General features: G+C 46.6%; 21 protein-coding genes. 15 read left to right on the forward strand and 6 right to left on the reverse strand.

Annotated elements, in window-relative coordinates; translation table 11 throughout:
• Positions 1-138 precede the first annotated feature (138 nt).
• Together KXJ80_RS08730 and KXJ80_RS08735 are read right to left on the reverse strand one after the other, a co-directional pair.
• A complete protein-coding gene (locus KXJ80_RS08730; protein WP_172589088.1) occupies positions 139-576 on the reverse strand; it encodes a CopG family transcriptional regulator in 438 nt (145 codons plus the stop codon).
• Positions 536-1,318 (reverse strand): AAA family ATPase, encoded by a 783-nt coding sequence (locus KXJ80_RS08735; protein ID WP_037420721.1) that lies wholly within the window; start codon positions 1,316-1,318, stop codon positions 536-538. Before KXJ80_RS08735 ends, KXJ80_RS08730 begins: the two co-directional genes overlap by 41 nt.
• 533 nt (positions 1,319-1,851) lie before the next feature.
• Here KXJ80_RS08735 and KXJ80_RS08740 point away from each other — a divergent pair.
• From KXJ80_RS08740 to KXJ80_RS08760, 5 genes are all read left to right on the forward strand, one after another.
• Positions 1,852-2,310 carry a GNAT family N-acetyltransferase gene (locus tag KXJ80_RS08740; protein WP_218737160.1) on the forward strand — a complete coding sequence of 153 codons (459 nt, stop codon included), beginning with the start codon at positions 1,852-1,854 and terminating at the stop codon, positions 2,308-2,310.
• 149 nt (positions 2,311-2,459) lie between these two features.
• Positions 2,460-2,669, forward strand: a complete 210-nt coding sequence (locus KXJ80_RS08745; protein WP_011622004.1) for a DUF3820 family protein — start codon at positions 2,460-2,462, stop codon at positions 2,667-2,669.
• Between the two features lie 127 nt (positions 2,670-2,796).
• Positions 2,797-3,099, forward strand: a complete 303-nt coding sequence (locus tag KXJ80_RS08750) for a hypothetical protein (protein ID WP_011622005.1) — start codon at positions 2,797-2,799, stop codon at positions 3,097-3,099.
• Between the two features lie 150 nt (positions 3,100-3,249).
• Entirely contained in the window at positions 3,250-3,789 is a 540-nt protein-coding gene (locus tag KXJ80_RS08755) for a GNAT family N-acetyltransferase (protein WP_055648339.1), read from the forward strand.
• A 63-nt stretch (positions 3,790-3,852) separates the two neighbouring features.
• Positions 3,853-4,383, forward strand: coding sequence for a GNAT family N-acetyltransferase (locus KXJ80_RS08760; RefSeq protein ID WP_037420716.1), 531 nt, complete (start codon positions 3,853-3,855; stop codon positions 4,381-4,383).
• A gap of 103 nt (positions 4,384-4,486) precedes the next feature.
• Here the strand turns inward: KXJ80_RS08760 and KXJ80_RS08765 are convergent, their stop codons facing one another.
• Both KXJ80_RS08765 and KXJ80_RS08770 read right to left on the reverse strand, forming a co-directional pair.
• Positions 4,487-5,182, reverse strand: coding sequence for a pirin family protein (locus KXJ80_RS08765; protein WP_218737159.1), 696 nt, complete (start codon positions 5,180-5,182; stop codon positions 4,487-4,489).
• Between the two features lie 10 nt (positions 5,183-5,192).
• Positions 5,193-5,636 carry a DoxX family protein gene (locus tag KXJ80_RS08770; protein ID WP_011716306.1) on the reverse strand — a complete coding sequence of 148 codons (444 nt, stop codon included), beginning with the start codon at positions 5,634-5,636 and terminating at the stop codon, positions 5,193-5,195.
• Positions 5,637-5,800: 164 nt separating this feature from the next.
• On the opposite strand from KXJ80_RS08770, the gene KXJ80_RS08775 reads away from it, so the two are divergent.
• On the forward strand, positions 5,801-6,694 hold the full coding sequence (locus KXJ80_RS08775; protein WP_172589085.1) for a LysR family transcriptional regulator: 894 nt from the start codon (positions 5,801-5,803) through the stop codon (positions 6,692-6,694).
• Positions 6,695-7,090: 396 nt separating this feature from the next.
• Here KXJ80_RS08775 and KXJ80_RS08780 read toward each other — a convergent pair whose 3' ends face one another.
• Both KXJ80_RS08780 and KXJ80_RS08785 read right to left on the reverse strand, forming a co-directional pair.
• Complete coding sequence (locus KXJ80_RS08780) at positions 7,091-8,842, reverse strand: bifunctional metallophosphatase/5'-nucleotidase (protein ID WP_109277536.1); 1,752 nt, start codon at positions 8,840-8,842, stop codon at positions 7,091-7,093.
• Positions 8,843-8,937: 95 nt separating this feature from the next.
• Positions 8,938-10,029: a CNNM domain-containing protein gene (locus tag KXJ80_RS08785; protein WP_037424927.1), complete on the reverse strand. Its 1,092-nt coding sequence runs from the start codon at positions 10,027-10,029 to the stop codon at positions 8,938-8,940.
• A gap of 144 nt (positions 10,030-10,173) precedes the next feature.
• Between KXJ80_RS08785 and rlmN the strand changes: the two genes are divergently transcribed.
• From rlmN to KXJ80_RS08830, 9 genes are all read left to right on the forward strand, one after another.
• Complete coding sequence (gene rlmN / locus KXJ80_RS08790) at positions 10,174-11,295, forward strand: dual-specificity RNA methyltransferase RlmN (protein ID WP_047534067.1); 1,122 nt, start codon at positions 10,174-10,176, stop codon at positions 11,293-11,295.
• A 32-nt stretch (positions 11,296-11,327) separates the two neighbouring features.
• Positions 11,328-12,116, forward strand: coding sequence for a type IV pilus biogenesis/stability protein PilW (gene pilW, locus KXJ80_RS08795; protein ID WP_218737158.1), 789 nt, complete (start codon positions 11,328-11,330; stop codon positions 12,114-12,116).
• Positions 12,113-13,237: a RodZ domain-containing protein gene (locus tag KXJ80_RS08800; protein ID WP_218737157.1), complete on the forward strand. Its 1,125-nt coding sequence runs from the start codon at positions 12,113-12,115 to the stop codon at positions 13,235-13,237. Before pilW ends, KXJ80_RS08800 begins: the two co-directional genes overlap by 4 nt.
• A 42-nt stretch (positions 13,238-13,279) precedes the next feature.
• Entirely contained in the window at positions 13,280-14,395 is a 1,116-nt protein-coding gene (gene ispG, locus KXJ80_RS08805) for a flavodoxin-dependent (E)-4-hydroxy-3-methylbut-2-enyl-diphosphate synthase (RefSeq protein ID WP_037420691.1), read from the forward strand.
• 158 nt (positions 14,396-14,553) lie between these two features.
• Positions 14,554-15,831, forward strand: a complete 1,278-nt coding sequence (gene hisS / locus KXJ80_RS08810; RefSeq protein WP_259474654.1) for a histidine--tRNA ligase — start codon at positions 14,554-14,556, stop codon at positions 15,829-15,831.
• 12 nt (positions 15,832-15,843) lie between these two features.
• Complete coding sequence (locus KXJ80_RS08815) at positions 15,844-16,464, forward strand: tetratricopeptide repeat protein (RefSeq protein ID WP_140907526.1); 621 nt, start codon at positions 15,844-15,846, stop codon at positions 16,462-16,464.
• Positions 16,465-16,475: 11 nt separating this feature from the next.
• The gene (gene bamB, locus KXJ80_RS08820; protein ID WP_037424915.1) at positions 16,476-17,663 is read left to right on the forward strand and encodes an outer membrane protein assembly factor BamB; all 1,188 of its coding nucleotides are present in this window, start codon (positions 16,476-16,478) and stop codon (positions 17,661-17,663) included.
• A gap of 79 nt (positions 17,664-17,742) precedes the next feature.
• A complete protein-coding gene (gene der / locus KXJ80_RS08825; RefSeq protein ID WP_037420678.1) occupies positions 17,743-19,209 on the forward strand; it encodes a ribosome biogenesis GTPase Der in 1,467 nt (488 codons plus the stop codon).
• 514 nt (positions 19,210-19,723) lie between these two features.
• Complete coding sequence (locus KXJ80_RS08830) at positions 19,724-21,238, forward strand: flavocytochrome c (protein WP_231570468.1); 1,515 nt, start codon at positions 19,724-19,726, stop codon at positions 21,236-21,238.
• Positions 21,239-21,243 lie beyond the last annotated feature (5 nt).

Here is a 21,243-nt window from a genome sequence, read left to right on the forward strand (position 1 = left end):
CATTAATCAGCTCAGCTGTACATTAAGGATAGATTTGTAAAAAAATTGACTCAATTTTTTTATCGGTTTTTTAGACAAAAAAAGTCCGATGACCTAATTAATTCAGATCATCGGTAAAGGGTGGGAGATGGTGCGCAATTAAGCTTGTTTTATTTGCTGTTCGCGCATCTGCCTCAATGCGGTTGGCAAAGCATAATGTTGTTCAATTAAAAAACGGATCAATTTAGATTTAGAAATATCACTTTCCTCTGAGAGCGTTGCTAAATGGGCTATTGCCGCCTCACTCAGTGAAAATGTGGCTTTGCGGTAATGTGGCCGTTCGTCGTCAATCGTGGCATCAAGGGGTCTTGATGCCGTTTGTGGTCGATGCAAAGTCACCACATTGGAAGTTTCCAAGGTGACTTCAAGTGGTGATTCTTTCACTCGCTCCATCGCCGCCACTGAGTTGCCCGTGCTTGGAATATGACTTTCTCCCATAGCATAAAGGGTTGCGGCATCAATAAACTCATCGAGGGAGAGGGGCTGGACGCCTCCCCTAGATGGCATAGCGTTTTTCTTGAGGTCGCTGAGTCCCATATTGTCCTCTCAGATGATTCGGCTGAGGTTGATTGATAGCGGCACGATGCGCGGCTATTGGTGTGCTTGGTTTGAGTAAGGCCGTTAACGAGGCTGCGCAGTCCACTTGAAACATTTCACAGGCGATAGCACGGATTTCAGCTGCGGCTTTACCCTTTGGTTCTATCTCCATCACCGACAATCCAGACTCTTCACTGTCATCATAGATATTACGACTATAGGTAATTGCATCTAATACATTGATATCGTAGGTTTTACAGACCTCTTTAGCCTCTAAAATACGATTCGCTTGATTGGGAAGGTTGGGGCATTGCGTGATAACGAAAGACGCGTGTAATTTAGGGTTAATCATCTTACAAGTCGCGACGATATCATCCATATGACTCACGGTTTTTAAATCTCGGCGTTTGGGTCTGAGCGGCATTAATATATGCGATGCAACTGACATGGTTGCCCTTAATGCAAGATTATCCTGCCCACCACAGTCAACGAGTACAAAGTCATAGTGTTGTTCTAAGCTCAGAAGATCGTTACGGATCTTGCCATAAAGTTGTACGCAGTTGATGCTTGCCAGTTTCGGATTATTGTTTCTGGCTTGGATCCAATCCGATGTGGTTCGCTGTGGATCGCAATCCACCATGATGACAGAGGCACCACATTCGGTGGTGAGAAATACTGCGATATTTTGTGCGAGGCAACTCTTACCGCTGCCGCCTTTTTCGCCGCCGACTAACACTATCATGACGAGTTCCTCAATGCTTAGGCTATCACTTGGGCGGTAATATGTTGCTTATGGTTTTTTTACCGCACCTTGTTGTCATAAACGAATGTAAACCCTGTGTTAACGTTGGTCAATTATCTGATTTTTGACGTTTTTTTATAAAATGTCGCGTGATTAATATTTGACGCTACCATGTAATATGCCGTTAATTTGACTCTTTCTGCTAGCGGGATTACTTAGGCGATTTTGAATTTTAGTTATCTGATTATTAAGGTTTTTAGTGAATTTTTAACATCAATTGATTATGAGTGTTTGCTCTCCATTGCGGCAATGATATTGAAATTAAGGCTTGGTATAGTTTACTTTGAACGTTTATTTTAATTTTTTATGCAAAAATATTATTAAAATATTGGTCTCTCACGACTACTTTTCAAACGAAAGTTGTCTTGCATAAAACTTGAGTGTCATCAAATTGCCACCTTGTTGAGTTAGTCTTTCCCATTAATGCCGTCTAATCACCTTGATTTTTCTACCATTCGTGAAGGGATGCCCAAATGGATATTAAAATGTCAATGCCTATTGAATTTGAGCTGGTTGAAACTGCTCCTTTATTTCATGAGTTGCTGAATCTACGCGATGCGGCTGGGTATCCTTCTATCGGCGTTGAGATGGCTGATGGGCATCCGTTACAGCCTTTATATTGGGTATCTATTCGCTTAACGAGTGAGCAGTCAAAAAATACCTGCGCGATAGTGGCAACAGCCTGCGTATATGGTGATAAGGCTAACCATCTGGCGATTGAGGATTTTATTGTTTTACCTGAGTATCGGCATGTGGGGCTGGCAAAAATAATGTTAGAGCGAGTCATGACTTTTGTTGATGAGCATGCGAGTCAAGGAACTTGTGTGAGCATTAACGCCCACGGAGAAGAACAACGACTCTGTATTGAGTACGGTTTTGAGTATTCACATTGTGCGAATCTTGGACCGAATCTGCGTAAAATCTACGCTTGATGCCGTATCAACTCAGGGTAAGCCTGCTGTTTGCTCTGAGTTTATCCCTCCCTTAGTCGTTCTCAGCTTGTATTAGCCATAGGCATTCATTGGGTATTAGGGTAGCATCCTCAATCTAGTTTTCTGTCTGAGTTCAAGCTAATACTGTCATGGATCAACAACAGCTTATCGATGCCGTAAATCAGGTCATGCCCTTTGGTAAATATGCTGGCCGCCGCTTACTCGAATTGCCTGAACCCTATCTTGTGTGGTTTCATCAACAAGGTTTTCCAAAGGGAAAATTAGGGGAGCAGTTAGCGCTGATTTATGAGGTAAAACTCAATGGCCTTGAGGGCATGTTAAAACCGCTATTGAAATGAGTTCCCTAGCTGGAGATAAAAATCCTACTTTTGCGATAAGTGTTGTATTTCGTGATAGAGATTGGCGATTTATTACCTATGGCATGTTTTAATGCTGCATATTAGTAAAACACAAGGAACAAAAGGCATGATGGCAAAATTGGTAAAATTAGCTGCTGTAGCAACATTAGCGTTAGGTATGTCAAGTGCTTGGGCACAGGGCGTAGTTCATGAAGGTACTGTGGTTGATACTATGAATGGTGGCGGCTACACCTATGTTCAAATTAAAGAAGCTGACAACACGTTTTGGGCCGCTGGCCCAGAAGCTGAAGTCAAGAAAGGTGACAAAGTAGCTGTGGTTGAGCAAATGTGGATGAACCAGTTCACCAGCAAAACCTTAAACCGCACCTTCGACAAGCTGTTGTTTGTTGGTCAAATCGAGAAGAAATAATCGATGTCTTAGCAACATTCATGTTGCAATGAGTTCCTAAACCGCCTCGCCTTGTTCGAGGCGGTTTTGTTTTCAGCGGTGTTCGGCTTAAATAAACGTCAACGCTATCACTTCTCAATAAATAACTGCAAAATACGGCAAATACTCGCAATGATATTTGAGCATACCGTGCCAACGTCTAACCAAACTAACGAGAAAATTGAAGTCGTCGCTTATCAGCGTTGCTATGCAAGTGCGGTCAGTCAGCTTTTTCATCACTGTGTTCATCAAATACAGCATGAGCGTTATACTACTGCGCAGTTAAATGCCTGGTCACCCTCGCCCCGTTCCAGTAAACATTGGCATTTACGTTTAAGTCGTTCCCAAGCTTGGATTATTTTGGTGACAGATGCGCTGAGCTTAACTAAGATTTGTGCAGGTTTTATCAATGTTGAAACGGATTTTCGCCATAGGGGATATATCGATAGTTTGTATATTCATCCTAATTGGCAGCGCTGTGGACTCGGTGAACTGGCTATCAGACAGTTAGAGCAATGGGCGAGGAAGCAAGGTTACAGCCAATTAAGTGCCGATGCTTCTTATCTTTCCCGTGGGCTGTTTATTAAACTCGGATTCGTCCAACAGCAACGCAGCTATCAACAAAAACTGGGCCAAGTGTTGCCGAGTTTTTATATGACTAAAAAACTGTAACTGAATGGGAATGCACTGCCTGTGTGCCCATTGGTCATGATTAACCCATAGGAGTGGACTCCAATGCAGATACGCTTATTTTCTCCTGCGGACGTGGCGCAGGTAGCGGCGGTATTTAACGCCAGTGTTATGGAGGGCGCACAGGAATATTATTCGCTGACAGAACGTTTAGCGTGGGCGCAAAATCAAGGTGAGGCACGTAGCGATGCCTACTGGCTGGCCAAGTTAGAAGATACAACCACGTGGGTTGCACTTGAAGACGATAAGCTGGTTGGTTTTATCAGTTTAAGGTTGTGCCCCGATAAAGAGCTTGATTGCTTAGTCGGCGAAGTTGATTGTCTGTTTGTTCATCCTGAATATGGTCGTGCTGGTGTAGCGACACATTTATACTTGGCACTACTCGAAGAGTCGAAAAGGCTAAACCTTAAAAGACTCACAGTTGAAGCCTCCTATCAGGCGCGGCCTTTCTTTGAAAAACAGGGCTTTAATTGCATTCGCCGTAATGAACTACGTCGCTATCTCACCGCTGAAGACAAACAAAACGACAGGGCGCAAGTATTAGTGAACTTTAGTTTGATCATGTCCTTATCATAGGTTCGCGCTTGAAGAGACTATTCTGTTTTAGCCATACACCATACACAGAGTAATAAAAAACCGCCTCGTTTCCTTGGCGGTTTTTATTGGTCAGTAAGCATCATCAGGCTAAGTCAAACACCAGTGCTGTGACTGGGCTGTCAGTGGCGCTAAATCTAACCACTTCTTCGGCGGTGATATGCGCGCCATCCCCAGGGGTGAGTATTTGTTCATTGACCTTAAGCGTACCTTCCACCAGTTGCACATACAGCTGACGCTGCGGCTTAAGCTGCGGCATATGCACTTGCTCTTGCGGTGCCAGCATTAGGCGATATAAGGTCGCATCCTGCTGTACTTTCAAGGTGCCATTTTCACCCGTTGGCGTGACCACGGCTGTGAGCGCCGAGGTTTGCTCGAAGGCTTTTTGCTGATAACCCGCATCAATGCCTAAGGTGTCTGGTTGGATCCAGATCTGCAAAAAGTGCAGTTGCTCAGTGTTTGATGCATTAAACTCGCTGTGATAAATCCCTTTACCGGCGGACATTAACTGAAACTCACCCGCTGGTAAGGTCTTAATATTACCGAAGCTGTCCTTATGAGCTATTGTGCCTGAAATCACATAACTGATGATTTCCATGTCTTTATGGCCATGAGTTTCAAACCCCGCGCTCGGCGCGACTCGGTCATCATTAATGACTCGTAGGGAAGACACACCCATATGCCGCGGATCGTAGTAACTTGCGAATGAGAAGGTATGTTGACTCTTTAACCAGCCTAAGTCTGCCTGCCCACGGTCCTGCGCTTTACGTATACGGATCATCGTTAACTCCTTATTTTAAGCGTGCGGCTAACAGATTGTCGGCACTCAGTTTACCTGCACCTGACACGGCCAGAGATACCGTAGCGGCTAACAGGGCTAAACCAAATTCATAACCGTTATTGCTAAGGAACAGACCGTTACCAATGTGAACCGAGAAAATCGCGACCACCATAGTAAAGGACAATACCAGTGCCGTTGGGCGAGTTAGTAAACCGATAATGATCAGCAAGCCACCAAAGAATTCGCTTGAACCTGCCATCAGCGCCATTAAGTAACCAGGGGTTAAGCCGATGGAGGCCATCCATTGTCCTGTGCCTTCTAGGCCATAGCCGCCAAACCAGCCGAAGAGTTTTTGTGAGCCGTGGGCCATGAGGATGATCCCGATAGGAATACGCAGGGCCAATGGGGCGAAACTAGGCGCAGAGGTCAGTAATTTTGTGATAAGTGCTTTCATGGGATGTTCCTTAATTCAAATTTTTTAACTATGTCGTTAATGGGGGAGTCGGTCGAGATTTAGCGTCAATCTCTCCATTGGTTTACAGTCTAGACTTGACCTTTAAGGAAGAAAATCGGAACATTTTCAAAGTATATTTCAAAAAATTTGAATATGGAGCGGTTATGTTGCCAGTGATGAGTCTCGATGGATTGATAGTGCTAGATGCTATTGATAAGAAAGGCAGTTTTTCGGCTGCAGCTGAATCCTTATTCCGAGTGCCATCGGCGCTGACCTATACAGTGCAGAAATTAGAGAGCGACTTAGGGGTAAAATTATTTGAACGTAAGGGGCAGCGCGCCGAGCTGACCTTAGTTGGCCAACTGGTATTACGCCAAGGGCGGGAGATCTTAGCCGCCACCGCAAGGCTTGAAGAGGCGGTTCGGCAACTCGAAACCGGCTGGGAGTCGGTGTTAACCTTAGCCATAGACACTGTAGTGCCCGATTTACCAATGTTAAAACTGATTGCTGAATTTACCGAGTTAGGTAAACAGGTGACCATCAATATCACTGAGGAGTCATTGGGTGGTGGTTGGGATGCACTGTATTCGGGCCGCGCAGATATTGCCATTGGGGTCACGGGGGAGTTACCTAAGGGGCAATATCACTTAGTTGAGATCGGTATGCTTGAATTCATCTTTGCCCTTGCACCTCACCACCCCTTAGCGCAGTTTGACCATCCAATCCCGACCGAAGCCCTGTTGCAATTTCCCTCCGTGGTGGTGGCCGACAGTTCAACGGCGCTCGCGCAGCGCTCCAGTGGGTTATTTGATAGTCGCCAAGTCATCCGCGTGCCGAACATGCAGACCAAGATTAAAGCACAGCAACTTGGGCTAGGTGTAGGTTATCTTCCCAAGCATTTGATTCGCGAAGAACTCGCTTCAGGCGCATTGGTCGCGTGCAAGGTTGAGATCCCAAGACCAGCGCAGCCAGTGTTTCTGGCGTGGCGCAAGGGCAACCAAGGCAAGGCGCAGGCGTGGTTTGCCGAGCGTTTGCCCCATTGCGACTGGTTGTTTTAGTGAGATGTCGATAGTGCGTTTGGCTACTGGATTGAGTGAATCACAGTACTTAACCATTGCTAGGGCCTGTTGACGTTTCGAGATTAAATTTTGTTCGTTCTGGCAAGCTCGTGCTCGCGAAACGAGGAATGATGTGTAGTTATTCTACTCAAATGACGAGTGACAAAGAGAACGAGCTTGCTAGACGAACCCTTCGGGCAGCGTTTGGCTGGCGTTTCTGCTGCGTTATCGTCCGTTTATGTAGAATAACTACACTGCACGGACTTTACCTTGCATAAACGCCAGCCAAACTGCTGCAAAAATAACCCTGAAACGTCAACACGCCCTAAGTACTGTGATGAATTAAGAGGGCTGGGCTTTGTGGCAGCGCTGATATAAATCCCTGACACTAGGCGCTTACACTGAGCGCTTTACATGGCTGGTGTAATGCACATGGGGGGAGAGCAAATCCGCTAAATTGGGGTTGGGCGCCCGATTGAGGAAGCGAATAAAAGCCTGGGGTAGGGTGAGCGTCTCAATCGGCTCTTGCCAGCGTGCCTGTAACAGTGGGTGATAACCTTCTTTCCCCGCGGCGGTATAGGAGGTTGATACCCCCACATAGAGCGCATCGGGTTGCACTGGATACCAGAGTGATAAGCCATCCTGCTGCATCATTTCTAGCTTGAATAAACGTTCCCCTAAGGGGCGTCTGCCATCGTAGTAATAACGCAATCCATAGGTATAGGGGAAGCTGCCAGCGCCTGTGCCGCGTACACTGTTATTGGTGGCGGCGTTAATCGCCGACTCCAGCGCCTGATACAGAAATTGGCCATGGATTTCGTATTTGACTAATGGCAGTTCGAAGGGCAGCAATTGGCCCAACACATCGGCGAGGGTCAGTCTACCTTGGGCGACCGATTGCCTGACACCACCCGCATTATGCAGGGCAAAGTGGATGCGAGGGTCTTCAAGTTTAGCCTCTTGGAACATACTGCGACTTACCCAAGGGGCGATTTCACTGCCATGGGGCAGCGCCTTAGAAGGCAGTCTAGTGTGCACCAGATTCTTAGGCACTAGAGCTAAGACTTTGTTTTCCATCTCGGCAATCGCAGGGCGATAGATATCGTGGATCACGCCATGAATATCTTCATCGGCTTCATCCCACAATATATAGGGATGTTCATCAAAGCGTTGGCGCACGGCTTGATAGTCGGTGTCATCCACTTGCTCACTCGAACTCAACATAAACTGCTTATCGAGCATAAAGTAGTTGCCACCGCTTAAACTTATCGCGCGGCCAGCTTCATCAAACTCAACTTCGGCCAAACCTAAGGTTTCGGCGTATTTCCCTGCATGGACAATTGGCGTGCCATTGATGGTTTCGCCATAGGGAAGATTGCTTAACCCCAAGGCGCTAAAGTCGCCCTGTAGAGTATGGGTATGGCCACCAACGATAAGGCTGATACCATCGACTTGTTCTGCGAGCCGTTTATCCTGATCTAAACCTAAATGACTCAGCACAATAATGTGCTTAATGCCTTTGGCATGCAGATGCGAGACGGTTCGCGCCGTGGTCGCAATCGCATCGACAAAGTGGGTATCGGGATCGGGTCTGGCAATGTCCTTCATCTGATCCAGAGTAATGCCGATGACGGCGAGCTTTTTGTCATAGAAGGGCTTTTCTAGGTAGCTGGCAAGCTGTGTTTTTTCATCATAGGCCAGAATATTCGCCACAGTACGCAGGTTACCCGGCTTGCGGATATCCTCTTGGCTCAAGTCCATATTCCCCGCCAGCAGCGGGAAATCGATTTGCTTGGCAAATTCGGCGAGCCGCGCATTACCTTCGTCAATATCGTGGTTGCCAATTACCATGGCATCGGGGGCAAGTAAATTCAGCAGATGGGCGTTGGCTTTACCCTTAAAATGGCTGAAATACAGTGTGCCTTGGAAACTGTCGCCCCCATGCAAAAATAAAAACGGGGTATTGCTTCGGATGGCTTGAACGCGCGCCTGGCTAATTTGATATCCCAAACGAGCATAACCACCGCTGTGGCTGGTAATATCTAAGGATTTAAGCCCAAGATTAAGGGAAAAATGTACGCGGCTAGGCTCAAAATTCGAATGGGTATCGTTGATGTGCGCGAGTGAGAGAGTGTATCTCTGTGTCATAACTTACCTCTTTTACGGCGGGAGATTATAACCTTCTCATCAAAAACAAGAAAGGGAGCTAAGCTCCCTTTACTTTAACAATGACTAAATCAAGATTAACCCGAGCGCGCTTCATCATCGTCGGCGGCGGCTTCGAAGTCGCCATCATCGGAGAGGCGAATGCCTTTTTGCTTCATGCGTTTGGTCCAGAGTTTACGCGCCAATTGCTGCATGTCGGTCGCGGGGTCATTCACATCGACAATCTCTAATCCCAGTAGCGACTCGATAATATCTTCTTGGGTCACAATACCTTGGCTACTGCCGTATTCGTCAACCACCATGGCAATTTGGGTGTTGCGCTTAATCATCCGCTCAAATAACGGCAGGATTTTGGCCGTTTCGGGTACGACAAACAGGCTACGCTTGAGTTCGCCAATTGGCGCGTCAGGAGTATAACGCTCAGCCAGCAACACATCGGTGCGGGTGATATAGCCGATAATATCGTCGTGGTCCTGATCGTATACCGGAATACGGGTAAAAGGCTTGTCACGATATTCTTGCACAAACTCATTTTGCGTCAGTGAAATAGGCAAAGAGAACATCACGGTGCGCGGCGTCATAATCGCGGTAACGGGCACATCACGCACCTTAAGCATTTGGGTCAAAATCTTGGATTCTTGTTCGTCTAACTCACCGGATTCTTGACCGATTTTGGCCATCGCGCTCATTTCTTGGCGAATATATTGGCCTTCTTCACCTTTACCTAGCAGGCGAGTCACTTGCTGCGACATCCAAATTAATGGCTGGGTAGCACGCTTCATCCACGTAATGGCAATCGACACACTCGGGGCTAAACGGCGCCAGTGATTGGCTCCGACAGATTTAGGAATAATCTCTGAGAAGAACAGAATAATAAAGGTTAACACTCCGGAGAAAACGCCGAGCATATCATCCCCAAAGACCTTAGCGGCTTGCGCACCAGCAACGGCGGCACCTACGGTATGGGCGACGGTATTGAGGGTCAAAATAGACACCAATGGCGCTTCGATGTTCTCTTTCAGTTTACGCAACCTTGTCGCCGCAGCACTGTCAGTTTGTTCGAGCGTAGCGATATAACTAGGGGTAACCGAGAGCAACACTGCTTCGAATACACTGCACAGAAAAGAAACTGCAACAGCGACAAGCACTATAATGATGAGGGTTAACATATTGGTGGTATTACAACTCCATAATTTAGGCCAACATTGACCCTCGGCGATTCTAGCATAGGAGAATGGAGTTGCTGGCTAAAATTTTTCTGCGTCTGTATAATTCGCCGCCCTGTTGCAGGTTTTGGTGTTGAGGTTAGTCCTATGAGTGAAAAAAAGATCAATTTATTAGACCTTGATCGTAAAGCGATGCGGGCATTATTTGCCGATCTGGGTGAGAAGCCTTTCCGTGCCGATCAGCTGATGAAGTGGATCTATCATTTCGGTGTCAGTGACTTCGAAGAGATGACTAACATCAACAAAGTGTTACGCCAAAAACTGGCGGCGCGCTGTGAGATTGTGGCGCCCGAGATTTCCAGCTATCAAAAATCCGCCGATGGCACCATTAAGTTCGCCATCCATGTCGGTGAAGGCCAAGAGGTCGAAACTGTTTATATTCCTGAAGATGACCGCGCTACCTTGTGTGTGTCGTCTCAAGTGGGTTGTGCCCTCGAATGTACTTTCTGCTCTACGGCGCAGCAAGGCTTTAACCGCAACCTAACTGTCTCTGAAATTGTTGGCCAAATTTGGCGTGTTTCTCATTTCTTAGGATTCGCGAAAGATACTGGTGAGCGCCCCATTACCAACGTGGTGATGATGGGGATGGGTGAGCCTTTACTTAACCTTGCTAACGTGATCCCTGCAATGGATATCATGCTAGACGATTTTGGCTTTAGTCTGTCAAAACGTCGCGTAACGCTATCGACCTCAGGCGTTGTTCCAGCATTAGACAAATTAGGTGATGCCCTCGATGTCGCATTGGCCGTCAGTATCCATGCGCCAAACGATGAGCTGCGCGATATTCTGGTTCCGGTGAATAAAAAGTATCCACTGCAGGAGTTCCTTGCGGGGATCCGCCGTTACATCGCCAAATCTAACGCTAACCGTGGTCGTGTCACTGTGGAATATGTGATGCTCGATCACATCAACGACAGTACCGAACAAGCCCATGAATTAGCAGAATTAATGAAGGATACCCCCTGTAAGGTAAACCTTATTCCGTTTAACCCATACCCAGGTTCACCCTATGGCCGTTCGTCAAACTCGCGCATCGACCGTTTTTCGAAAGTGTTAATGGAATATGGCTTAACCGTGATTGTGCGTAAGACCCGTGGTGACGATATTGATGCCGCCTGTGGACAGCTGGCTGGGGATATTCGCGATCGAACCAAGCGTTTAGCAAAAAAACGCATGCAAGAAAATCAGATTTCGGTCACAATGAATTAACTCTTTGTTTGCACAGATTTATAGGCTTGCCCATGAAGCATGGATTGTCAGGGTTTTCATTAGCAATAGCCCTGTCATTATTAGTGACAGGATGCGTAACTGAGCGTACCTATTCAGGGACTGATATTCCGGTGTCGGAGCGAAAACTGGATAAAGTTGCCGCTGCGCGGGAGCGTATGCAGCTCGGTTTAACCTACCTTAATCGAGGTAACTCGGAACAAGCCAAGTATAATCTTGATAAAGCAATCGAATATGCGCCAGAGCTCGAAGATGTGCATGTGGCAATGGCTTATTACTATCAAACCGTAGGCGATTTAGTACGTACCGAACAGGCGTATCAGGACGCTATCAATACTAAGGACGCCTCTGGCGATTCCATGAATAACTTTGGGGTGTTTTTGTGCCAACAAAAGCAATACGAAAAAGCTGAAAAAATGTTTTTGGCTGCAATAGAAATGCCCAAATATACGCGTACCGCATCCAGTTATGAAAACTTAGGTCTTTGCAGCAGAGACTCGGGACGAGCAGAAAAGGCACGACAGTATTTTCAGATGGCGTTAAAGTATGACCCGAGACGCTCGGTGTCTTTACTGGAGCTGGTTGAGCTTGGGATAGATAAAGGTGATTATGTTGATGCGCGTAACCAGTTAGCGCGTTACCACCAAGTTGCGGCCCAGACTCCAGAGAGTTTAACGCTCGGAATAAAAATTGAGCAGGCGTTGAATGATGATGCTGCCATGAAGCGATTTGGCATTTTATTGCTTGCCAAATTCCCAGCATCGCCTCAAGCCAAGCAATATAGAGTTAATTTGCATCAATGAAAGATAACGAAATGAACGCGTCAGTAGAACCAGTGACAACAGAAGAAGCTGAGTCGACGCCTAATGTAACGCTCGGAAGCGTACTCAAAACAGCTCGTGAGCAGATGGGCTTGAGCATTGCAGAGACAGCTGTGAAGCTGCATTTGCGGCCTGGTATTGTTGAAAATCTCGAAGCCGATGATTTTTCTAATATTGCCTCATCAACCTACGTACGCGGATACGTTAAAAATTATGCGCGTATGCTGGGGGTCGACAACACGCTCATCGAAGCCTGTCTCGCAAGGCAGGTGCCCTATGTAACACAGCCTGCGATGCAAAGTTTTTCCCGTAAGACCACTTATCAAGCTCGTGACACTAAATTAAAGTGGCTGAGCTTTTTTATTGTCATCGTGTTGCTCGGTCTGTTTGTGCTTTGGTGGATGCAACGAACGACGCTAGTGACTCATGTCGATATTTCAAAACCAACCGCTGAAGAGTTAGCCGCGGCGAATCAAACCTTGCCGGGTGATGTTTTACTCACCGAAACGGATGCGAGTGCACGTTTGAGTGAGATCGCGGTCAACGGTTCAATGGCGACCGATGGTCCAGTAAAAGATACTGATGCTAGCACTATTGACCCGAATATCAGGGATATGGCGGCAATGGAAGCAGGGCAGGTGTCTGCCAATTCGACAGTCAATGCGAGTGAGCCTAATAACCCCCAAAGTGCATCAGGTGCGGTGCAAACGGCAGGGGTGACTGCGCAAAACACGCTTTCTACACAAAATTCTTCTGCAACAAACGCAGCGGCTCAAAATGTACCAACAGCCAGCGCGCCGGTGAACAGTGTCACGCCAGCGGCTTCGAGTGAGCAAACCATGCCTGTGGTTGCTGGACAATCCAATATCAATATTCAACTCACGGGTGATTGCTGGATCAACATCGTCGATGCCAAGGGCAAAGCGATTGTTGATGGGGTCCGAGGTGCTGGCGCAACTATTCAAGCCAGTGGTGTGCCTCCGTTTAAAGTGATCTTAGGCGCGCCGACTGTTGTGTCTAGTTTTACGGTTGATGGTAAAGCCATCAGTCTTGCTGAATTTCCTAAGGGTCGTGTTGCGCGTTTGACTATCCCACAGGCTTAAGTCTCACGCTTAACGCAGAGTACCGAAAAGAGCGTATTGAGTATGTATAACGAAACACCCATAAAGAGACGTCCTTCAACCCGCATTTATGTGGGCAATGTACCCATTGGTGATGGTGCACCGATCGCAGTGCAGTCAATGACCAACACTAAAACGACTGATGTTGAGGCGACCATTGCCCAAATCCGCGCCTTAGAAAAAGTGGGTGCCGATATTGTGCGTGTCTCAGTGCCGACGATGGACGCCGCCGAAGCCTTTAAAGTGATTAAGCAATCGGTGTCAGTGCCGTTAGTCGCGGATATCCATTTTGATTACCGTATCGCCCTGAAAGTGGCCGAATATGGGGTGGACTGTTTGCGTATCAACCCAGGCAATATCGGTAACGAAGAGCGTATCCGCAGTGTGGTGGAGTGCGCCCGCGATAAAAACATTCCAATTCGTATTGGGGTTAATGGTGGTTCATTAGAGAAAGATCTGATGGACAAATACAAAGAACCTACGCCAGAAGCCCTGCTCGAGTCGGCCATGCGCCATGTGGACATTCTCGACCGTTTGAACTTCGACCAATTTAAGGTCAGCGTAAAAGCCTCCGATGTGTTCTTAGCGGTGGAATCCTATCGTTTATTAGCCAAACAAATTCGTCAGCCATTGCATTTAGGTATTACTGAAGCGGGGGGAGCGCGTGCGGGGGCGGTCAAATCTGCCGTCGGTTTAGGTATGCTGCTTGCCGAGGGCATTGGTGATACGCTGCGTATTTCCTTGGCGGCCGACCCGGTTGAAGAAATCAAAGTCGGCTTTGATATTCTAAAGTCACTGCGTATCCGTAGCCGTGGCATTAACTTTATTGCGTGCCCTTCTTGCTCACGTCAAGAGTTTGATGTGATCAGCACCGTAAATGAGTTAGAACGCCGCCTCGAAGATGTGACGACCGCGATGGATGTGTCTATCATCGGCTGTGTGGTCAATGGCCCAGGCGAAGCCTTAGTGTCACACATCGGCTTAACGGGTGGACATCGTAAGAGTGGTTACTACGATGAAGGCGAGCGTCAAAAAGAGCGTTTCGACAATGATAACCTAGTCGATTCCCTCGAAGCGAAAATTCGCGCTAAGGCGAGCCAAATGGCTAACCGCATCCAAGTGAAAGACACTACTGAGTAACAACCGCAGCCGAATAACCTCATAGGTTAAGCGTTATAAAAACATTCAAGGCTTGAGCTAGACCTCGAAACTGACGGGGTCATTTTACGTTTAGTGTTGAACAGCCTATAATGCCTGACATTTTTTATTAATTTAGCGAAATCGGACGAGTCGATACAGTGGCAAAACAGATCCAAGCGATTCGCGGAATGAATGACATTCTGCCAACTCAAAGTCCTCTATGGCAAAAAGTGGAAGCGGTACTACGTTCAAGCGTTGCTGCTTATGGTTATAGTGAGATCCGCACTCCAATAGTGGAAAATACCGATCTTTTTAAACGCTCTATCGGTGAAGTGACTGATATTGTTGAAAAAGAAATGTATTCCTTCGAAGACCGTAATGGCGATAGTCTGACGTTGCGCCCCGAAGGTACCGCTTCGACTGTACGTGCTGGCAATGAGCATGGCCTGCTGTATAACCAAGAACAACGTTTGTGGTACATGGGCCCCATGTTCCGCCATGAGCGCCCGCAAAAAGGCCGTTACCGCCAGTTCCATCAATTTGGTGTTGAAGTCTACGGTATTGGTAGCGCTGATATCGACGCCGAAGTGTTGATGTTATCTGCCCGTCTATGGGAAAAACTCGGCATTAGCGAGCATGTGACGCTTGAGCTGAACACCTTAGGCGATCCTGCCGAGCGCGCCGCTTACCGTGAAGCCTTGATTGCCTTTTTAGAGCAACACAAGGACAAACTAGACGAAGATAGCCAGCGCCGTATGTACAGCAATCCGCTGCGCGTATTGGACTCAAAAGATCCCCAAGTGCAAAGCATTTTAGGTGATGCGCCTGCGCTGATGGATTACTTAGGCGAAGAATCTTCACAACATTTTGCACAATTGCGTGAACTCCTCGACGCGGTTGGCATCCAATACCGAGTTAACCCGCGCTTAGTTCGTGGTCTGGATTACTACAATCGCACGGTTTTTGAATGGGTTACTAATAGCTTAGGCTCTCAAGGCACAGTACTTGCGGGCGGTCGCTACGATGGTTTAGTCGCTCAACTGGGCGGTAAAGATACGCCAGCCGTCGGTTTTGCGATGGGATTAGAGCGCATCGTTTTACTGCTTGAAACCTTAGAGCTGACCCAAGATATCCCAGCGGCTGTCGATGTGTATGTCGCGGCGATGGGGGATAGCTGTTTGGTTGAAGCCATTAAAGTGGCGCAGGAGTTACGCTCAGCGTTGCCCACACTGCGAGTGATGAGTCACTGCGGTGGTGGTAACTTCAAGAAGCAAATTAAGCGTGCCGACAAAAGCGGTGCACAAGTAGCCTTACTCATCGGTGAAGAAGAACTCGCCGAAGGTGTGGTTACCGTAAAATACTTACGCAATGACAACGAACAACAACGGGTCGCTCGAAATGCATTAAGCGCATTTTTAGCTGAACTTAGCAAATAAGGGGACGTGCGCGTGGAAATTTATAGCACAGAAGAACAACAAGTTGATGCTATCAAACAGTTCTGGAAAGACTATGGAACCTCGATTGTTATCGGGGCGGTCGTTGGTTTAGGCGGCCTGTACGGTTGGAACACTTATTCCGACATGAAAATCGTGAAGGCCGAAGAAGCATCACAGGCGTTCCAAACCTTAACCACCAAATCAAGCGATGAAGCGGCCATGATTGCTGGTGTGGCTGAGTTTTCGAAAAATTACGACCAAAAGGGCTATCAATCACTGCTAGACCTGATCGTTGCGAAAACCGCGGTGGAAGCGAAAGATTTTCCTAAGGCCGAAGAAGCACTGAAGAAAGTGATTGCTGCGAAACCAGGCGCCGGATTAGACACCATTGCAACGCTGCGTTTAGCGCGTATTCAGGCTGAACAAGGTCAAGTTGACACTGCGTTAGCCACGCTAGAACAAGTGACTGATAAGGCTTTTTTAGCACAACGTGAAGAACTGAAAGGTGACTTCTTTGTTCGTCAAGGCCAAGCCGATAAAGCGAAAACTGCTTATCAGGCAGCAATGGATAACGGCGGTGTTGTGACCAGCCCTGCACTTAAAATCAAACTTGATAACTTAAATCAAGCATAAGGGATCCCTTGATGAAGTCTTGGTGCAAGAACCTGCTAGCCGCTGGGTTAAGCCTAGCCATGTTATCCGCCTGTTCTTCTAGTGATGTGGAAGAAGAACCGGTAAGTGAGTTAACTGCGATTCAGGCGACAGTATTTCCTGAAGTAAGTTGGAGCGCCTCTGTAGGTGATGGTGTTGGGGATTACTATTCTCGTCTCACACCTGCAGTTCGTTATGGTAAAATTTTTGCGGCCGACCGTTATGGTGAAGTCGTTGCTTTTGATGAAGCAACGGGTGAACAGGTTTGGAAAAAAGATTTTAGTGAAGAGTTCCGTGATAACGCCTTAGCCAAAAACAAAGGTGCACGTTTGGCCGCTGGTGTAACAGCGGCACGCAATAAGCTCTTTATCGGCGGTGAGAGTGGCCTTTTGGCTGCGCTGAATGCAGAAGACGGCCAAGTATTATGGCATGTTATTGCGGGTGGCGAATTGTTATCTAAGCCAACCGTGGCTGACGACGTCGTGGTGGTGAGCACCAGTTCAGGTTCATTTGAAGCCTATAACGTTGATACTGGCGCAAAACTGTGGGTTTATAACATGCAGTTGCCTAACCTGACGCTCCGGGGAACGGGTTCAGCAGCTTATGAAGCGGGTGGTTTCTTTATTGGTACCGCCGATGGCAAAGTGGCTGTTGTCGTCAAAAACAACGGTCAAGCTGCATGGGAGCAAGCCATCTATAATCCTACAGGTGGCAATGAGTTTACCCGTATGGCCGATGTGGATATGACACCGTTGATCCTCGGCGATAACTTATATGCGGTGAGCTACAACGGTAACTTGGTGTCGATGGAACTGCGCACCGGACGGATTATTTGGACTCGTAAGTACTCAAGCTTCAATGAGTTAGCTACGGCGGGTTTAAGTTTGTTCTTGGTTGATGACCATAGTCGTATCTATTCAGTGGATAGACGTAACGGTTTAGAGTTGTGGAGCAACTCTGAGTTGGTCAATCGCACACTCACTTCACCAGAGGTATATAAAGACTATTTGGTCGTGGGTGATTTTGAAGGTTATCTGCACTTTATCGACCGTAGCACAGGCAGTATTGTCGGTCGTATCCAAGTGGACAGCTCTGGATTATTCAGCCAGCCATTAGTGGTGGATGATAAAATCTATGTGCAAGGTCGCAGCGGAAAGTTAGCTGTTGTAACACTTCCTTAGTTAAAAGTGTTATCCTTGTAGAGCCCCTGGAAGTGTGTTCCGGGGGCTTTTTATTGAAAAGTTTTTTAGAGGCGAAATCATGATCCCTGTAGTGGCCCTTGTTGGTCGGCCGAACGTCGGTAAATCCACCTTATTTAACCGCCTTACGCGTACGCGTGATGCGCTGGTTGCTGACTTTCCTGGCCTAACACGTGACCGTAAATATGGTCGAGCATTCTTATCCGGCTATGAGTTTATCGTGGTGGATACCGGCGGTATCGACGGCACTGAAGAGGGGATCGAAACTAAGATGGCCGAGCAGTCCCTTGCCGCTATCGAAGAAGCCGATGTAGTCTTATTTATGACCGACGCGCGTGCTGGGTTAACCGCTGCGGATTTGTCTATCGCTCAGCATTTACGTAGCCGCCAAAAAACCACCTTTGTGGTGGCTAACAAGATTGACGGTATTGATGCCGACTCGGCCTGCGCCGAATTTTGGTCTTTGGGTTTAGGTGAAGTCTATCAAATGGCTGCCGCCCAAGGTCGCGGTGTAACCAATATGATTGAGTACGCCTTAACTCCTTACGCTGAAGCCATGGGCATTGAGCGCCAAGGCGAAGAGGAAGAAGTTGACGAGCGTCAGTACACTGAAGAAGAAGCCGAAGCTGAGCAAAAGCGTCTACAGGACTTACCGATCAAACTCGCCATCATCGGTAAACCTAACGTGGGTAAATCGACCCTGACCAACCGTATCTTAGGTGAAGAGCGTGTGGTGGTTTATGACGAACCTGGCACCACTCGTGACAGTATTTACATTCCGATGGAACGCGATGGTCGCGAATACGTGATTATCGATACTGCTGGTGTACGTCGCCGCAGTAAAGTCCATGAAGTGATTGAAAAGTTCTCGGTGATTAAAACCCTCAAAGCGGTTGAAGATGCTAACGTGGTGTTACTTATCATCGACGCCCGTGAAGGCGTTGCCGAGCAAGATCTTGGCCTATTAGGGTTTGCCCTAAACGCAGGCCGCGCGTTAGTGATTGCCGTTAACAAGTGGGATGGCATCGACCAAGGCATTAAAGACCGTGTTAAGAGTGAACTCGACCGTCGTTTAGGCTTTATCGACTTTGCCCGTATTCACTTTATTTCGGCGCTGCATGGCACGGGTGTTGGCCATCTGTTTGAGTCGATTGAAGAAGCTTACGACAGTGCGACTCGCCGCGTGAGCACCTCAATGCTGACCCGCATTATGCAAATGTCGCAGGATGACCATCAGCCACCATTGGTGAACGGTCGCCGTGTGAAACTGAAATACGCCCACGCCGGTGGTTATAACCCGCCAATCGTGGTTATTCACGGTAACCAAGTCAGCAAGCTACCGGATTCTTACAAGCGCTACATGATGAACTACTTCCGCCGTTCATTAAAAGTGGTCGGTACGCCAATCCAACTGCGTTTCCAAGAGGGTGATAACCCGTTTGAAAACAAAGTGGAAAAGCTGACCATGAGCCAAGAGCGTCGCCGTAAACGTGCCTTGAGTCATATTAAAGACCGCAAGGCAAAATAAGACTCAAACGAAAAACCGAGTCATTTATTTAAGTGAATCAATAGAAAAGGAACCCTAGGGTTCCTTTTTTTTAACTGAACGGTCATAAATAGCCTTAACACTTTCCAATAATTATTTGGAAATTAATATCAAATAATGTATTAGCTAATTCAGAAAATCTTTAAGTTACCCCTCTTGAACTGAAGACGTTATTTGATGTTTACACTAAATTTTTGTCTGATGCTAAACAGTTAATCATCAATATTTATCTCACGACTTTTCCTATAGATAGATCTAGATCACGCTCAGATTATAAGAAAAACTTATGGACATAAATGGCGGTCGTTAGTCACATTAACAAATGTTTAATAAAAATAATATGCTCATACATCGTGATAATTGTTAGCCTATTTTAAATGTTGCTTACAAGATTATCGATTTTTTAATTAGCAGTAAAATTAATTTCAAAAATTAGATTAATTGCGATTTATTATTTCTATTAATTTATTTTTTTGATTATTAAATAGAATATTTAATGGGTGAGGGTATTATGGCCGGAAGAAGAGATTTCCTTAAGTTAGCAACAGGCGTTACCGCCGCTATGGCATTTCCAATTAAAGCATCGAACGATAATTATGGAAGAGCTTGGGATAAAGAATTTGATATTATCATTATCGGCAGTGGTTTTGCTGGCCTGTCGGCTGCTTATTCAGCTCATAAAGCAGGAATAAAAAATATCATAGTGCTAGAAAAAATGGAGGCATTTGGTGGTAACTCAGCTATATGTGGTGGCTTGATGTGTATGCCATTAACGCCGATGCAAAAAAAATTAGGAATTAAAGACTCCGCAGAATTAATGATCAAAGATATGCTTAAAGCTGGGCGTGGTTTTAATCATCCTGAACTTTGTCGCACTTTAGCTACAGAAGCGCACAAAGCCTACGATATGCTGATGGAATGTGGCGTAAAGTTTCAAGACAAGGTAATTCGTCTCGGTGGGCATAGTGCTCCACGTGCACATTTACCCGAAAGTGCATCCGGTGGTGGCATTGTCGTTCCTATGCATAACTACCTTCGTAAGGCTGGGATCATATTTCAAAATAGAACGAATGTTGAAGAAGTTATTCGTGGCGACAGTGGTGTAACAGGAATTGTCGTCAGTGAAAAATACGATTTTAAGAGTGGTTCCAATAGAGGTCAATTCGCTTATAAGGCTAAAAAAGGGGTAATTGTTGCTTCTGGTGGATGGGGACAAGATCACCAGTTTATTAAAACAACAATGCCTGCATATCAGGAACTTGAAAGCACTGCTCAGCCTGGCGCTTCAGCAACCATGATTAAGTCATTATTGTCTATTCGAGCCCTGCCGGTAATGTTAGACATGTACCAGTTAGGTCCTTGGGCTACACCAGATGAGAAGGGCGCAGGCCCTGCGAGTTTCTTTGCGGATTATGCTTTTGCAGAAGGGATCGCAATTGACCCTAAAACTGGCGCGAGATTCATGAATGAATTAGCAGACCGTCGAACTCGTGCGGATGCGCAGTTGGCTGTATTGGCCTCAGGTACGAAAGAAAAACCTAATATGCCATTTGTATTTTGTGGTGAAGCAACGGCAAATCATGCTGAAGGTTTTAAAGCGGCTTACCGTGATGGTGCAATTAAAAAGTCAGAAACGCTTGATGAATTAGCTAAACGTTATGATGTTGATATTGATGCATTAAAAAATTCAGTAAATGAATGGAATGAGATTGTTCAAGGTAAAGCAAAAGATCCGTTTAATAAGCCTTTAGATGAGAAAACAATTTTAAAACCTCCATTTTATTCAATCCGATTGTCACCCAAGTTACATTATTGCATGGGGGGGGTTGCTATTACACCTAATGCAGAGGTTATTGATTCTAACACTTGTGAACCAATTTCAGGCTTATTTGCTGCTGGTGAAGTTACTGGTGGTACACATGGAATGGACCGATTAGGCGGTTGCTCTTCTATTGATGGTCTCGTGTTTGGACAAATTGCAGGAAATCAAGCTGCGATTAGAAAAGTGTAATAGGT

Source organism: Shewanella xiamenensis, assembly GCF_024971755.1.
Taxonomy (GTDB): domain Bacteria; phylum Pseudomonadota; class Gammaproteobacteria; order Enterobacterales; family Shewanellaceae; genus Shewanella; species Shewanella xiamenensis.

Excerpts from the sequence above, each read along its gene's own strand:
- KXJ80_RS08730 (WP_172589088.1), bottom strand. The coding sequence starts at position 576 with ATGGGACTCAGCGACCTCAAGAAAAACGCTATGCCATCTAGGGGAGGC.
- KXJ80_RS08735 (WP_037420721.1), bottom strand. The coding sequence starts at position 1,318 with ATGATAGTGTTAGTCGGCGGCGAAAAAGGCGGCAGCGGTAAGAGTTGC.
- KXJ80_RS08740 (WP_218737160.1), top strand. The coding sequence starts at position 1,852 with ATGGATATTAAAATGTCAATGCCTATTGAATTTGAGCTGGTTGAAACT.
- KXJ80_RS08745 (WP_011622004.1), top strand. The coding sequence starts at position 2,460 with ATGGATCAACAACAGCTTATCGATGCCGTAAATCAGGTCATGCCCTTT.
- KXJ80_RS08750 (WP_011622005.1), top strand. The coding sequence starts at position 2,797 with ATGATGGCAAAATTGGTAAAATTAGCTGCTGTAGCAACATTAGCGTTA.
- KXJ80_RS08755 (WP_055648339.1), top strand. The coding sequence starts at position 3,250 with ATGATATTTGAGCATACCGTGCCAACGTCTAACCAAACTAACGAGAAA.
- KXJ80_RS08760 (WP_037420716.1), top strand. The coding sequence starts at position 3,853 with ATGCAGATACGCTTATTTTCTCCTGCGGACGTGGCGCAGGTAGCGGCG.
- KXJ80_RS08765 (WP_218737159.1), bottom strand. The coding sequence starts at position 5,182 with ATGATCCGTATACGTAAAGCGCAGGACCGTGGGCAGGCAGACTTAGGC.
- KXJ80_RS08770 (WP_011716306.1), bottom strand. The coding sequence starts at position 5,636 with ATGAAAGCACTTATCACAAAATTACTGACCTCTGCGCCTAGTTTCGCC.
- KXJ80_RS08775 (WP_172589085.1), top strand. The coding sequence starts at position 5,801 with ATGTTGCCAGTGATGAGTCTCGATGGATTGATAGTGCTAGATGCTATT.
- KXJ80_RS08780 (WP_109277536.1), bottom strand. The coding sequence starts at position 8,842 with ATGACACAGAGATACACTCTCTCACTCGCGCACATCAACGATACCCAT.
- KXJ80_RS08785 (WP_037424927.1), bottom strand. The coding sequence starts at position 10,029 with ATGTTAACCCTCATCATTATAGTGCTTGTCGCTGTTGCAGTTTCTTTT.
- rlmN (WP_047534067.1), top strand. The coding sequence starts at position 10,174 with ATGAGTGAAAAAAAGATCAATTTATTAGACCTTGATCGTAAAGCGATG.
- pilW (WP_218737158.1), top strand. The coding sequence starts at position 11,328 with ATGAAGCATGGATTGTCAGGGTTTTCATTAGCAATAGCCCTGTCATTA.
- KXJ80_RS08800 (WP_218737157.1), top strand. The coding sequence starts at position 12,113 with ATGAAAGATAACGAAATGAACGCGTCAGTAGAACCAGTGACAACAGAA.
- ispG (WP_037420691.1), top strand. The coding sequence starts at position 13,280 with ATGTATAACGAAACACCCATAAAGAGACGTCCTTCAACCCGCATTTAT.
- bamB (WP_037424915.1), top strand. The coding sequence starts at position 16,476 with ATGAAGTCTTGGTGCAAGAACCTGCTAGCCGCTGGGTTAAGCCTAGCC.
- der (WP_037420678.1), top strand. The coding sequence starts at position 17,743 with ATGATCCCTGTAGTGGCCCTTGTTGGTCGGCCGAACGTCGGTAAATCC.
- KXJ80_RS08830 (WP_231570468.1), top strand. The coding sequence starts at position 19,724 with ATGGGTGAGGGTATTATGGCCGGAAGAAGAGATTTCCTTAAGTTAGCA.